This is a genomic window from Rhizobium sp. RSm-3 (assembly GCF_001854685.1).
Classification (GTDB): domain Bacteria; phylum Pseudomonadota; class Alphaproteobacteria; order Rhizobiales; family Rhizobiaceae; genus Rhizobium; species Rhizobium ecuadorense.
Genome location: NZ_MAWZ01000058.1, coordinates 267,104 through 281,097, shown reverse-complemented (window position 1 = coordinate 281,097; position 13,994 = coordinate 267,104). Strand labels below are relative to the sequence as shown.

Annotated in this window: 10 protein-coding genes; 5 read left to right on the top strand and 5 right to left on the bottom strand. The window is 63.7% G+C overall.

All coding sequences use genetic code 11. The features are described from left to right. Positions 1-6 precede the first annotated feature (6 nt). From BBJ66_RS30050 to BBJ66_RS30040, 3 genes are read left to right on the top strand one after another with little or no spacing between them, the layout of a single operon-like run. Entirely contained in the window at positions 7-1,872 is a 1,866-nt protein-coding gene (locus tag BBJ66_RS30050) for an acetyl/propionyl/methylcrotonyl-CoA carboxylase subunit alpha (RefSeq protein ID WP_071092644.1), read from the top strand. Beyond that, a complete protein-coding gene (locus BBJ66_RS30045) occupies positions 1,872-2,324 on the top strand; it encodes a MaoC family dehydratase (RefSeq protein ID WP_071092642.1) in 453 nt (150 codons plus the stop codon). The genes BBJ66_RS30050 and BBJ66_RS30045 overlap by 1 nt, the downstream gene beginning before the upstream one ends. After that, on the top strand, positions 2,321-3,157 hold the full coding sequence (locus BBJ66_RS30040) for an HpcH/HpaI aldolase/citrate lyase family protein (protein WP_071092640.1): 837 nt from the start codon (positions 2,321-2,323) through the stop codon (positions 3,155-3,157). The genes BBJ66_RS30045 and BBJ66_RS30040 overlap by 4 nt, the downstream gene beginning before the upstream one ends. A 5-nt stretch (positions 3,158-3,162) precedes the next feature. Here the strand turns inward: BBJ66_RS30040 and BBJ66_RS30035 are convergent, their stop codons facing one another. The 3 genes from BBJ66_RS30035 to BBJ66_RS30025 form a co-directional block, all read right to left on the bottom strand. Beyond that, positions 3,163-4,614, bottom strand: a complete 1,452-nt coding sequence (locus tag BBJ66_RS30035; protein ID WP_071092638.1) for an efflux transporter outer membrane subunit — start codon at positions 4,612-4,614, stop codon at positions 3,163-3,165. 114 nt (positions 4,615-4,728) lie between these two features. Beyond that, positions 4,729-6,018, bottom strand: a complete 1,290-nt coding sequence (locus tag BBJ66_RS30030) for a HAMP domain-containing sensor histidine kinase (RefSeq protein WP_071092636.1) — start codon at positions 6,016-6,018, stop codon at positions 4,729-4,731. A 2-nt stretch (positions 6,019-6,020) separates the two neighbouring features. Then, entirely contained in the window at positions 6,021-6,707 is a 687-nt protein-coding gene (locus BBJ66_RS30025) for a response regulator (RefSeq protein ID WP_071092635.1), read from the bottom strand. 315 nt (positions 6,708-7,022) lie between these two features. Between BBJ66_RS30025 and BBJ66_RS30020 the strand changes: the two genes are divergently transcribed. Both BBJ66_RS30020 and BBJ66_RS30015 read left to right on the top strand, forming a co-directional pair. Then, positions 7,023-8,123 carry an efflux RND transporter periplasmic adaptor subunit gene (locus BBJ66_RS30020; protein ID WP_190238052.1) on the top strand — a complete coding sequence of 367 codons (1,101 nt, stop codon included), beginning with the start codon at positions 7,023-7,025 and terminating at the stop codon, positions 8,121-8,123. Then, entirely contained in the window at positions 8,123-11,275 is a 3,153-nt protein-coding gene (locus BBJ66_RS30015) for an efflux RND transporter permease subunit (protein ID WP_071092630.1), read from the top strand. Before BBJ66_RS30020 ends, BBJ66_RS30015 begins: the two co-directional genes overlap by 1 nt. 283 nt (positions 11,276-11,558) lie before the next feature. On the opposite strand, the gene BBJ66_RS30010 is transcribed toward BBJ66_RS30015, so the two are convergent. Together BBJ66_RS30010 and BBJ66_RS30005 are read right to left on the bottom strand one after the other, a co-directional pair. Next, complete coding sequence (locus tag BBJ66_RS30010) at positions 11,559-12,980, bottom strand: mandelate racemase (protein ID WP_071092628.1); 1,422 nt, start codon at positions 12,978-12,980, stop codon at positions 11,559-11,561. Beyond that, positions 12,977-13,993 carry a hydroxyacid dehydrogenase gene (locus BBJ66_RS30005; protein ID WP_071092627.1) on the bottom strand — a complete coding sequence of 339 codons (1,017 nt, stop codon included), beginning with the start codon at positions 13,991-13,993 and terminating at the stop codon, positions 12,977-12,979. The genes BBJ66_RS30010 and BBJ66_RS30005 overlap by 4 nt, the downstream gene beginning before the upstream one ends. Between the last annotated feature and the right edge of the window lies 1 nt (position 13,994).

Here is a 13,994-nt window from a genome sequence, read left to right as displayed (position 1 = left end):
CGCGCTATGATGGAAAGTCTTCTCATCGCCAACAGGGGCGAAATCGCACGCCGCATCATCCGCACGGCAAAGACGCTCGGCATCCGCACCATCGCCGTCTATTCCGAGGCCGATGCCGGCCTGCCCTTCGTCAGGGAATCCGACGAGGCAATCGCCATCGGCCCGCCCCCGGCGCGCGACAGCTATCTCTCGCAGGAACGCATCCTGGAGGCTGCCCGCAAGTCAGGTGCTGCCGCCATCCATCCCGGCTACGGTTTCCTGTCGGAAAATGCCGATTTTGCCGAAACGGTGGAAAGGGCCGGTCTGATCTGGGTCGGCGCGCCGCCGGCCGCCATCCGCGCCATGGGGCTGAAGGACGCCGCCAAGGAATTGATGCAGGCGGCGGGCGTGCCCGTCACCCCCGGTTATCTCGGGCCGGACCAGAGCGAAGCAAGGCTTGCGGCCGAGGCCGATACGATCGGCTATCCCGTGCTGATCAAGGCCGTTGCCGGCGGCGGCGGCAAGGGCATGCGCCGCGTCGACCACGCGCAGGATTTCGCCGAGCTTCTCGCCTCTTGTCGCCGCGAGGCAACTGCCTCCTTCGGCGATGACCGCGTTCTGATCGAACGTTATATCGCCAATCCGCGCCATATCGAGGTGCAGATCTTCGCCGACAAATCAGGCAATTGCGTTCATCTCTTCGAACGCGATTGTTCGCTGCAGCGCCGCCACCAGAAGGTCATCGAGGAGGCTCCTGCCCCCGGGCTTGATACCGCCACCCGCGCTGCGATCTGCGATGCCGCGGTGAAGGCCGCGAGAGCGGTGGATTATGTCGGCGCCGGCACGATCGAATTCATCGCCGATGCGTCCCATGGGCTGCATCCCGACCGCATCTGGTTCATGGAAATGAATACGCGCCTGCAGGTCGAACACCCTGTCACCGAGGCAATCACAGGCGAGGATCTGGTGCTATGGCAGTTGAAGGTCGCGAGCGGCGAGCCGCTGCCGAAAAGCCAGGATGAGATCGCCATGAACGGCTGGGCCTTCGAAGCCCGGCTCTATGCCGAAAACCCCGCAGCCGGCTACTTGCCCTCGACCGGCCGGCTCGACCATCTCAAGCTACCGAAGACCGTCCGCGTCGACAGCGGCGTCGTTGAGGGTGATGAGATCACCGCCTTCTACGACCCGATGATCGCCAAGATCATCGCGCATGGGCAAAACCGCGAGGCTGCCCTCTCGAAGCTCGCCGTCGCCTGTGCCGGCATCGAGGTCTGGCCGGTCAGATCCAATGCCGGTCTTCTGACCCGCGTCGCCACTGACCCGGATTTTCGCGCGGCCCGGATCGATACCGGTTTCCTCGACCGCCACGGCGAAAGCCTCGTGGCCAGCGAACCTGATGAAACCGTCATCGACAAAGCAGCCACGGCACTGTCGAAGGACGTGGATGGCGATCCGTGGTCTGCGCTGACAGGCTTCCGCATCGCTGGGCCAAGCGATAGCCGCGTACGTGTGCGCATCGACGGTCATATCTATTGGGGACGCGCCCGCACCGAACTCGAAGCGAATGCCGTCGGGATGGACGAGGCGACGGTGCTTTTCGATGCGGGCAATGCCTGGTCGATCGGGTTGCCCCATGCGGGCGAGGTTGAAGCAGATCACGGCGTGGGCGACGGCGCAATTCTTTCACCCATGCCGGGCCTCGTCATTTCGGTGGATATCGCCGAAGGCGATCGGGTAGCCAAGGGGGACCGTCTGCTGACGGTCGAAGCGATGAAGATGGAGCATACGCTGCGGGCGCCCTTCGACGGCATCGTCGGCAAACTACAAGTCGCTCCCGGTGTCAGGGTCTCCGAAAACCAGCTCGTCGTCACCGTCATGAAGGGAGAGGAGTGATGGTCGGCCGCTATTTCGACGAATGGGCAATCGGCGACCGGATCGCCCACGACATCCGCCGCACGGTCACCGAGACCGACAACCTGCTCTTTACGACGCTCTCCCACAATCCGCAGCCGCTGCATCTCGATGCCGAATATGCGGCCGGCACCGAGTTCGGCCGGATCGTCGTCAACGGCACTTTCACCTTCGCGCTGACCGTCGGCCTTTCGGTCGGCGACACCACGCTCGGCACGCTCGTCGCCAATCTCGGTTATGACAAGGTGACGATGCCGAAACCGGTCTTCATCGGCGATACGCTGCGGGTGGAAACCGAGGTGACGGAGCTGCGCCGCTCGAACTCCCGCCCCGATGCCGGCATCGTCACGTTTCGTCATATCACGCTGAACCAGCGCGACGAGATAGTCTGCCAGTGCCTGCGCACCGCCATGCTGAAGGTGAAGCCGTCATGAGGCTGCGCTCCCTGCTCTTCGTGCCCGGCGACCGGCCGGAACGTTTCGAAAAAGCGCTCGCCTCGGGCGCCGATGCCGTCATTCTCGATCTGGAAGATTCGGTTTCGCCTGTGAATAAACCAATCGCGCGCGCGAGTGTGCACGAATTCGCCCTAAGCCATTCCAACGAAACCGCTCTCCTAATCCGCATTAATCCCCTCACCTCTCCTGAATTCGAGGACGACCTTGCCGCTCTGAGCGGCCTTCACCCTTTCGCGATCGTGCTGCCGAAAGCCGAGGGCGCGGCTTCCGTGCTGACGCTTGCAGCCTCTCTCGCCTCTGCCATTCCCATTCTGCCGATCGCGACGGAAACGCCGTCCGCGATCTTCGAGATCGGCAGCTACCGGCAGGTTTCGGCCCATCTCTGCGGGCTGACCTGGGGTGCCGAGGATCTGCCGGCTGCGATCGGGGCTTCGACCGCGCGCAGGACGGACGGCCGTTATACGCCGCCTTACGAGCTTGCCCGCTCGCTCACCCTGTTCGGGGCGCAGGCCGCTACCGTTCCGGCCATCGAAACCGTCTATCCGGATTTCCGCGATCTGATCGGTCTGAGGGCCTATGCCGGCCGCGGCCGGCGCGACGGCTTTTCCGGCATGATGGCCATCCATCCAAGTCAGGTCGAAGTGATCAATCAGACCTTCACGCCGGATGCATCGGAAATCGCCTGGGCCGAGAAAGTCGCGGCCGCCTTTGCGGCCAGCCCCGCCGCCGGCGTCATCCAGCTGGACGGTCACATGCTCGACCTGCCGCATTTGAAGCTCGCGCTCCGCATTCTGGCGAGCGCCGGACGATAGGTCAATCAGCCCGACTTTGCGGTTGGCTTGGAGGCGACCTGCTCCGGCTCGAGGTAACCGGCACCGATGGCGACATAGAGGTCGACATAGTCCTTGGCGACCTGCTGCACGGTGGCGGCAAGGCTCGCCTCAGCATCGGAGACCGTACGCTGCGCGTCGAGGATATCGAGCAGCGACGAAGCGCCATCCCTGTAGCTTGTCGTCGAAAGCGCCAGCGATTCCTGCGCCGTCTCTACCTGCCGGCGCAGCGGCTCCAGCGTCTGTGTGTCGCGACGAACGGCCGTCAGGGCGTTTTCGACCTCTTCGACGCCGTTCAGCACCGCCGCTTTCCAGGCAAGATACTGGGTCTTCGCGTCGGATTTTTCGATATCGACATTCGCCCGCAATGTACCGCCATCGAAGATCGGCAGGCTGAGGGACGGGCCGAAAGACCAGCTGGTCAGGCTTGCGCCGCTGGCGCCCGACGATTTGACCCAGCTCGGCGAGATCGAGCCGGAAAGCGAGATCGACGGATAAAGCTGGGCTTCGGCGGCGCCGATATTGGCAACGGCCGCCGCCAGCTCGCGCTCGGCCTTGCGGATATCGGGACGGTTGCGGATCAGATCGGCCGGAATGCCGGCGCGAAGATCGCCGCGGAACACCGGCTGGCCCGCACTCTTCTGCAGCTCACCCATCAGCGCAGACGCCGGCATCCCGATGAGCGTGGCGATGTGATGAGCCGATTCCGTGAAGCTCTTTTCGAGGCCGGGAATGTCGGACTTTGTCGATTGCACCAGGCCTTCGGCCTGCACGACGTCGAGGCGGGAGGCCGCACCGGCTTTCAGCTGCAGCTGCGTCAGTTCGTAAGTCTGCTGGCGGGATTTCAAACTCGCCTGCGACAGAGCGATGCGCTCCTGATAATAGCGGGCGTCGATATAGCTCTCGACGAGGTCCTTGAGGAAAGTGAGCTTGGCATTGTCGGCCGTCGCATAGGCGGCCCCAAGCGAGGCGATCGCGCTCTCCCTGGAGCGGCGATACTGGCCGAAAAAGTCGAGCAGCCAGGAAAGGCTGGCGTCGCCGCCTGATGTGTTGGTGGTGCCGACCGTCGTGCGGAGCTTGCCTTTCTCGCCGGACAATGTGTGCGACGCGCCGACAGTCAGGCTCGGCAGGCCGCCGGCGCCAGCGACCGTGACGTTGGCCGCAGCCGAGTTGATGCTTTCGAGCGCCTGCAGCACATCGAGGTTCTCGCTGAGGCCATGCGCCACCAGGCCATCGAGCCGCTTGTCGCGATAGGCCGTCCACCACTCCGCTGTCACGACATTGCCATTGCTCTTGCTGCCCCCTTCTTCGAATTTGGCGGGAAGCGGCATTTGCGGGGGAACGTGATCCGGACCGCTGACGCAGCCTGCGAGCAGCAGTGTGAATCCGGATGCGGCGTAACGGAGGAACGATAATCTTGTGCGAAGCGACGTATTCACGGGCGAGCCTTCTGAACCGGGATCATGCGTTCAGGCTTAGCGGCGCCAGCGTTAATGGCGGTTAAGAAACTGTAAAGTTAGGTAAAGTCCGGCCCGCCCCTGCAGAGGTCGGGATCAGGTTTCTCCACCGGCCGCACCATAGGGCGTCGGCCTCCTCGGAAGCTCCAGGGTGATCGCCAGGCCGCCGGCATCCGGCAATGACGCATGCACGCGCCCGCCATGGCGTTCGATCGCCTGCCGGGTGATGGCGAGACCGAGGCCGTACCCGCCTCTCGGCACGGCGTCCTTTCCGCGTGAGAACGGCTGGAAGATCCGTTCGAGTTCGTCCCGCCCCACGCCTGGTCCCTGATCCGCGACGCCGATCGTCAGACGGTCGGCCATCGCCTCGCAGGAAACCGATATTTGCGAATGCTCCGCCGTATGTTTGACGGCGTTGCGGACGACGTTTTCGAGCGCCCTATAGATCAATTCGCCTTCCACCTCGGCACGGAAGATGCCGTCGACGCCCGTCGTGATCGAGACCTCCCGCGCCTGGGCTTCGAACGCCGCGTCGCCGAGGATTTCGTTGAGGAGTTCGATGACGTCGAGGGTCTGCGTCTTCAGCGGCAGGCTGGATCCCGCCGTCAGCCTGGCAAGGGTCAGAACCTCACCCACCAGCGTATCGAGCCGTTCGACCTCACGGTCCATGCGGTCCAGCATGGCAGCGAGTTTGGCCGGGTTCTGCCGGAGCACGCCGACGGCCGCCTGCAGGCGGGACAAGGGTGAACGCAGCTCGTGGGAGACGTCATGGAACAGCCTCTGCTGCGCATCCTGAAGTTCCTGAAGCCGGGCGGCGCTCGCATCGAAATCATAGGCAAGTGCCGTGACTTCATCCTTTCGCCCGGCCATTTTATCGCCGATGCGGAAGTCGAAGCGGCCATGGGCAAGCGCGCTCAGGCCGTCACGCAGATGCACGACGGGGCGAATGAGGTATCGGGCGAGCGCGCCCGCCGCGATCGTGCTCGCAACCAGGATGGTGAACCATGGTAGGAATGGGCCAAGATTGTCGAAGGTGGAACCGGCCGGAGCCGACACGGAAAGCCGATAGCAGATCCCATCCTTCGACACGGACCGGGTGGTGATCGTGTTCTTCTCAGCGCAGGCGTCGGCCTCCGCAGGCTTCGCCAGGGTGAGGCCGAGCGGCTGTGTCTTTTCGCTCGTGGTCACGAAACGCGCGGCGGCGGCTTCGCCGTCCGCGACCAGAATGTTTGCTGTCAGGTTCAACACAAGGGTGCGCCGCTCCTGCTCCAGCTCGCTTGCGAAGGGAACCGCCTGAAGGAGTTTGACGATAAGGATAATGACGGCGAGGCTTGCCGCCAGCGTCAGCCAGATGATCCTGAAGAATTTCCAGAAAAGCCGGGGCATGGTCAGTCCACGAGAAGTTGATAGCCCTGGCCGCGAACGGACTGGATCCAGGATTGCCCGTCCTCCCGCAGCCCGAGCTTCTGGCGAACACTGCTGATATGGACGTCGATGCGGCGGTCGAACGGCGTGAGCGGCTTGCCGAAGGCCCGCTTCGAAATCTCCTGCTTCGACACCAGTTGGCCGGCACTGCGGGCGAGAACCTCGAGCAGGCTGAATTCGGTGCCGGTCAGCTCCAGGGTCTCGCCGCGCCATTCGGCGCTTCTGCTGCCGGAATGGATCACGAGCTGCCCTGCCCTGATCGTATCGGTCGACACACCCGCCGCCGGCTGGCCCGCGCGGCGCAGAATGGCGCGCAGCCTCGCCGCCAGTTCGCCCGGCGAGCAGGGTTTCGGCACATAGTCGTCGGCGCCGAGATTGAGGCCCGATATCCTGTCCACGTCATCGCCTCTTGCCGTCAGCATCAACACGGGGACCTGGCTCAGCTTCCTGATCCTCTGCAGGACCTCGATGCCGTTCATGCGGGGCATCATGATGTCGAGCACGATGATATCGACCGTATTGCCGGCAGCCGCGGCAATAGCGGCGCGGCCGTCCGTATCCGTGACGACATCATATCCTTCCTCGACCAGATATTCCTGCAGAAGCGTCGTCAGCTCGGCATCGTCATCGATGAGGAGAACCTTGTTCATTCGCATTATCCGTCATTAGAACAGGATGATTTTAGACCGGGCCGGCCTAAAATCTGATTCCTGTTCTAGATTAAGAGTTAGAGCATGATGTCATGAGAAAACCGCTCACATTTTTCGGCATCATGCTCGAATCCGGGCCGGCCATACAGCACAACCATGCTCACGCCGCCAAGTTTTACCTAACTTAACACTAACTTGACCGCGCTTAACGTTCGCCCCGTTACTTATCCTGCCATGACATGGACGCGCCAGGACCGGCCGCCTCGACATGAGCGGCAGTCCTTCGTCGCGTTCGCGCGGATCGCAAAGGCACCGATGCCTTTGACCACAAGGAATGCTTTGTTGAGAAAACCCTCCAGAATACTTACCGCGGCGCTTGTTGCGGCAGCGCTAGTTTCCCCCGCTAATTTTGCCATGGCGGAACAGGCCGCTGCAACCGCTCTGACAGTCTCTCTGACGGCGCCGGCGCAGCGGGACTGGCCGGAGACCGTTCCCGCGAGCGGCTGGCTGAAGCCCTGGCAGGAAGCAATCATCGCCTCCGAAACGAGCGGCCTGAGGATAACCGACATCCTGGTCGACGTCGGCTCCGTGGTCACGAAGGGACAGACGCTCGTCCGGCTTTCCCAGGAAAGCGTACTCGCCGATCTCCGCAAGCAGGAGGCCGCCGTCGAGAACGCCAAGGCAAGTCTTTCGAAGGCCAAGGCCAATGCCGACCGGGCGCGGCAGTTGCGTCCTTCCGGCGCGCTGTCCGACGAGAAGATCGTCGAATATCTGGCCGACGAGCAGACGGCGACGGCAAGCCTTGCATCCGAAGAGGCCGCACTCGACAGCGAAAAGATCAAGCTTGCGCAGACCACGATCACGGCCGTCGACGACGGCCTCATAACCTCCCGTTCCGCCGATCTCGGCGCCGTCGTCTCCGCCGGCACCGAGCTGTTCCGCATGGTCCGCCAGCAGCGTGTCGAATGGCAGGCCGAGATTTCGGCGCGCTATCTCCTGCGCATTTCGGAAGGCTTGAGCGTGAGGATCAACGGGCCGGACGGCAAGGTCATCGACGGCAAGGTGAGGCTTGTCGGGCCTTCGGTCAGCACCGATACCAGCCGGGCAATCGTCTATGTCGCGCTTCCCGCGGACGTGCGTCCGCGCACCGGCCTTTACGTCACCGGCAACATCGAACTGCAGACCTCTCCGGCGCTGACCGTTCCCGAGACCGCGATCGTGTTCCGGGACGGCATCAGCTACCTCTTCACTTCAGGCGAGGATCAGCGGGTGCAAAGGGTCCGGGTGGAAACGGGCCGCCGCAACAATGGCGAAGTGGAAATCGTCTCCGGCATCGACCGCTCGTCGAAAGTGGTGACCACGGGCGGCGCATTCCTGTCGGACAACGACCTCGTGAAGATTGCGGAGAAAAGCTGATGAACTTCTCAGCCTGGTCGATCCGCAATCCCGTACCGGCGATACTGCTGTTTGTGATGCTGACCGTCGGCGGCCTCCTGGCCTTCAAGCAGCTGCCGATCCAGAACTTCCCCGATATGGACCTTCCCACCATCAACGTCACCGCTACGCTCGAGGGCGCCGCCCCGGCACAGCTCGAAACCGAGGTCGCCCGCAAGATCGAGGATAGTCTTGCAGCACTCAGCTATCTCGACCATATCACCACGACGATCACGGACGGCAGCGTTTCGATCAAGGTGTCCTTCAAGCTGGAAAAAGACAGCGAAACGGCCCTGAACGAAGTCCGCAATGCCGTCGACAGCGTCAAGGGCGACCTGCCGGCGCAGATGGAAACACCCAGCGTCAGCAAGGTCACCGTACAGAGTTCCCCGCTGGTCACCTATGCCGTCCGCTCGACCGCTCTCAACGAGACGGAACTTTCCTGGTTTGCCGACAATGACCTGACCAAGGCGCTGCTGTCGGTGCCCGGTGTCGGGCAGGTCAACCGCATCGGCGGGATCGACCGCGAGGTTCATGTGGATCTCGACCCCTCGACGATGGCGTCGCTGGGCGTCAACGCGGCCACCGTATCGTCGCAGCTGAAGGCCGTGCAGACGGATACGTCTGGCGGCCTCGGCGAAATCGGCGGCACCCGCCAGACCTTGCGCACGCTCGGCGCCCTGCCGTCGGTCGAGGCGCTGAAGGGGCTGAAAATCCCGCTGGCAAACGGCCAGCAGGTTCGCCTCGACGACGTCGCATCCATCACCGACAGCTTCGCCGAACGCTCCTCGATGGCCTATCTCGACGGCAAGCCGGTGATCGCGGTCGAGATCAAGCGCTCGAACGGCTTTTCCGACAGCGGTGTTGCCGCCGCCGTCGACCAGGCGATCAAGGCGTTCGCAGCCAAGCATTCCAATGCTCAGATCGACGAGGCTTACAGCACGATCGGACCGATCATCGGCAATTACGATGGTTCGATGCATATGCTCTACGAAGGCGCGATCCTGGCGATCATCGTCGTCTGGCTCTTCCTCCGGGACTGGCGGGCGACGATCCTGTCGGCCGTGGCGCTGCCTCTGTCCGTCATACCGACCTTCCTTGTGATGTATTTCGCCGGCTTCAGCCTGAACATCGTCACGCTGCTTGCGCTGTCGCTGGTGGTCGGCATCCTCGTCGACGATGCCATCGTCGAGATCGAGAACATCGCCCGCCACCTGCAGATGGGCAAGCGGCCGCTCGACGCCGCCCTCGAAGCAGCCAACGAGATCGGACTTGCCGTCATCGCGACCACCTTCACGCTGGTCTCGGTCTTCCTGCCGACGGCCTTCATGAGCGGCATACCGGGCCTCATATTCCGCCAGTTCGGCATCACCGCCGCTGTCGCCGTGCTTGCCTCGCTCGTGGTCGCGCGCTTGCTGACGCCGATGATGGCCGCCTATTTCATGAAAGCCCATCCGACCGAGGAGAAGGATGGCCGGATCATGCGCGCCTATATATCAATCGTGAAGGCCGCCATGAACCGCAGAAAGACGACCGCGGCCGTCACCGCCGTCGTCGTGGCGCTCTCGCTTTCGACCATCCCCCTGTTGAAATCGGGCTTCCTGCCCGCTTCCGACGATGCACGGACCCAGATCACCCTCACCATGCAGCCGGGCGCCACCATCGAGCAGACGGATGCCACGGCCAGGAAGGCCGCGGATATTATCGGCAAGCTTCCCGACGTCAGGCATGTCTTCTCGGCCGTCGGTTCGACCTCCTCGGGCGGCGGCCCCGACGCCAGCACTACGAGCGATGTCGGATCGGCGACGATCGTGGCCGTGCTGCCGCCCATCGACGAGCGCGACCGCAAGCAATCGGAAATCGAAAACGACATCCGGCAGGCGCTCTCCGTCCTCCCGGGCGTGCGCGTGGAGGTCGGCGGCGGCGGCAATGGCACGAAGCTCGAGATCACACTCGCAAGTGACGATGCCAACGTGCTCGACAGCGCAAGCACGGCGCTTGAGGAACAGCTCCGCTCGCTGCAGGGCATCGGAGCGGTGACGTCGACCGCGGCCCGACAGGCGCCCGAGATCCAGATCACACCCGACTTTGCGCGCAGCGCCGCGCTCGGGGTCACGTCGAGCGCCATCGCCGAGGCCGTGCGCGTGGCGACGAACGGGGAATATTCCTCCGATCTGCCGAAGCTCAACCTGCCGCAGCGGCAGATTCCCATCGTCGTCCGCTTCTCGCCTGAGGCGCGCACCAATCTGGACGATATCAAGAACATGCGGGTGGCGGGAACCAACGGCAACGTCGATCTCGGATCGATCGCCGATGTCAGGATCGGCGGCAGCCCGTCTGAAATCGACCGCATCGATCGGATGCGCAACGTCACCCTGTCCGTCGAACTCAACGGCCGCATCCTCGGCGACGTCAACCGCGAGGCGCAAGCGCTGCCGGCGCTCCGGCATCTGCCGTCGGGCATCACCCTGGTCAGCCAGGGCGAACTTCAGCGCAGCTCGGAACTGTTCCAGAGCTTTGCGCTGGCAATGGCGATCGGCGTCTTCTGCATCTACGCGGTTCTCGTCGTGCTCTTCCACGATTTCCTGCAGCCGCTGACCCTTCTGATGGCTCTGCCGCTCTCGCTCGGCGGCGCGTTGGTGCCGCTCGTGCTGACCGGAACGAGCTTCTCCATGCCTGTCGTCATCGGCCTGCTCATGCTGATGGGCGTCGTGACGAAGAACTCCATCCTGCTCATCGAATATGCGATCATGTCGCGCCAGCAGGGCATGGCCAGGTTCGACGCCCTGGTGGATGCCTGCCACAAACGGGCTCGGCCGATCGTCATGACCACCATCGCCATGGCCTCAGGCATGCTGCCGGCCGCGCTCAGCCTGATGGGCGGCGATTCGAGCTTCCGCCAACCGATGGCGATCGTCGTGATCGGCGGCGTGGTGATGTCGACGCTGCTGAGCCTCATCGTCATCCCCGTCATCTTCACCTTCGTCGACGATCTCGAACAGCTCCTCATAGGGTTGCTGCGCCGGATCGGGCTGGCTGAGGAAACCGCTGGTGACAAGCCGAATGCATCCAACGATCACGCGGCGATCGCCTTCCACCCCGAGCAATCACGGCGGGGGCACGGTCAGAGATGATCTTTGCTGCCCTCCCGTCAGCAGCCGGTGACGGCAACCTCTTCGGTCGTGCTCCCTCCCCCACGGGAACAAGACCGCGGGACGTGTTCCCCCGCAGGCGGCCTCAAGCCGCCTGCGCGTCCTGCACCCAATCAGGAGCTACAAAAATGGTTCGGAAAGAGCGTGATACTCTGCCGGAAGACATTTCCATTGGTGGAACGGGGTGATCGACGACATGCCTCGGTGATCAGATCGAACAGTTCAACAGAGCAACACTGCTATCCACGCGGAATGTTGGCAGCTCTCACGACAATGGCTTCATCGATCCGAAATCGGGCAAAGCCCCGCTCGCGTAGCCGACGGCCCCGAGCGAAGCGATGGCGATCCGGCCGTCGCGGATCGACAGGAGCGGCCCGTCCCGCCCCTGCTCGTAGAGATCGGGATGGGCGGCGGCAAAGCGCGCTTTCTCCACCTGCGGCGCGCCCTGCATGCCGGCCACATAGTGATGGCCATTGCGCTCGACATGGGAGAGGCCGAGAAGCGAGACCAGCGCCAGATCCTGCTGCACGGCAAGCCCGGCCTGGCAGGTCAGATCCTCACCGGAGAGGAACAATCCCGACACGCCTGTCGTCCTGATGCGGATCGCCTTGAGGAGCGAGCGGTAAATGCCCTTGCAGGTTTTCGAGGAGACGCCGGTATAGCCGAGCTCGCGGGCGTCGGCGAAAGCCTCGTCGCCATCGTCGCTCTCATCGATCAGGAAGGGCAATTGCGTCGCCAGATCCCCGAGCGGCGTCTGCATGGTGATCGCGCGCGAGAACGGCTGTTCGACGAAGGCAATGGCCGCGCGTAGCCGCGCCAGCCGCGGCATGGCCGCGATCCGCGCCAGCAGAGCGGCAAACTCGGCGGCGGCGGCGAATTGTTCGTTGCCATCAACCGTCACCCGGTAGTCTGGCAGACGGTCCAATACCGCGGCGATCCGCGACAGCCTGTCAATATCGGCATCGACCGCGCCCGAAAGCTTGATCTTGAACCAACGGTTGCCATAGCGCGCGATCACGGCCTCGAGGCTCTGCGGCAGGCCGTCTCCGACGGGATCGACGATCTCGCTCTCGGCGATCGGATCGAGAAGCCCGATCGTATGCCGGGCTGCAATAGAACCGGCGGGGCGAAGGCCGGCGAGCACAGCTGACGCCGCATCCGCATTGATATCGCCGGGCAACATCGAACCGCCGATGCCGACGAGATTGCCACGCACCGCATCGAAGAAGGAAATTCCGGCGAGACGGCAATAGGCATCCAGCGCGGCACGGGCGATCAGCGAAGGGCCGAAACCGACGGCCAACGGATTTCCAGGCAGGCGGCGGGCGGTTTCCATCTCGTTCAGCCTGGCGGCGGCAAACAATGTCGTCGGGGTGGGCGCTTCGAACGACGCAGCGGCCGCGGCGCGGATCGAGCCGCGCAGTTGATCGACATTCTGCGCCGGCGTCAGCGCGGGATTTTTGTCGAACCATTTCGGCACCATCATTTCGGCGGCAGCACCGATAGCGGTTTTCCCCTGTCCATCCTCGACGCGCACTCTGAGGAAGGCCTGCGGCGCCTTTTCGAGCGTTGCCGCACCGAAGCGGAATGGCAGGCGCAGGCTGATATCGCGCTCGAAGGCATCGATCTCGACAATTCTGATGCGCGGCGCCGTCACGGAACCTCCAATGCTTCTGCCCGTATTCATGCCATCCGCTCCAGCATGGCACGCGACACTTCGTGATGGAGCGGTTCTTCGCGCAGCAGCCGGCCGATCTCGTCCACCATGGCCTGCCCCTGGGCAAAATGCGCCTCTTCGGTGTGGCCGGCGGCATGCGGCGAAATAGTGACATTGGTGAGCCCGGGATCGCGGAACGGACTGTCCTGAGGCAGCGGTTCACTGTCGAAGACATCGAGAGCCGCCTCGATACGGCCGGACCGGATCTCGGCAAGCAATGCGGCTTCGTCGACCAGCTCGGCCCGTGCGGTGTTGATGAACAATGCGCCGGGGCGAAGCAGCGCCAACTCCTGGGTGCCGATCATGCGGCGCGTTTCGGCCAGGACGGGCGCATGCAGGGAAATTACATCGCTTTGCGCCAGTGCGTCGTCCAGTCCTGTCCTGACGACGCCGAGTGCTGCGGCCTCGCTGTCATTGAGATAGGGATCGACAACAAGCACGCGGCAGCCGAATGGCACGAGCAGGCGCATGACTGCCCGCCCGACATATCCGGCGCCGACGATGCCGACCGTTCTGGCGCCGAGCAATCTTTGCGGCACGGCAGCGCGGACGTCGAGCCATTCACCGCCGCCACGCAATTGATGATGCAGCCGGTGAATGCCGCGCATCGCGAGAAGCGCTTCGGCGACGACGAACTCGGCAACCGAGGCCGCAATTTTCGAGGCGGCGTGGCTGACGCGAAGGCCGTCATCGAACAGGCGCGCCGGAACGAGCGTGCGGATGCTGCCTGCTGAATGAGCCACGAGAGAAAGGCGCGGATGCCGCTGACGCAGGACGGGATCGAAGGGCGGCGTACCCCATCCGGTGAGGCAGGCCGTGGCGCCTTGCAGCAGCCGGTCGACATCGGCAGCGTCGATCGTGGCGCCGGCCGGCCAGCGCACCTCGCCGAGGCCGTTCAACCGGGCGGTCGCCGCATCGTCCAGCATCATGCGGCGGGTCTTTTCGGTCAAAAGGACGGCAATGACGGGAGCCCGTTTGCTCATG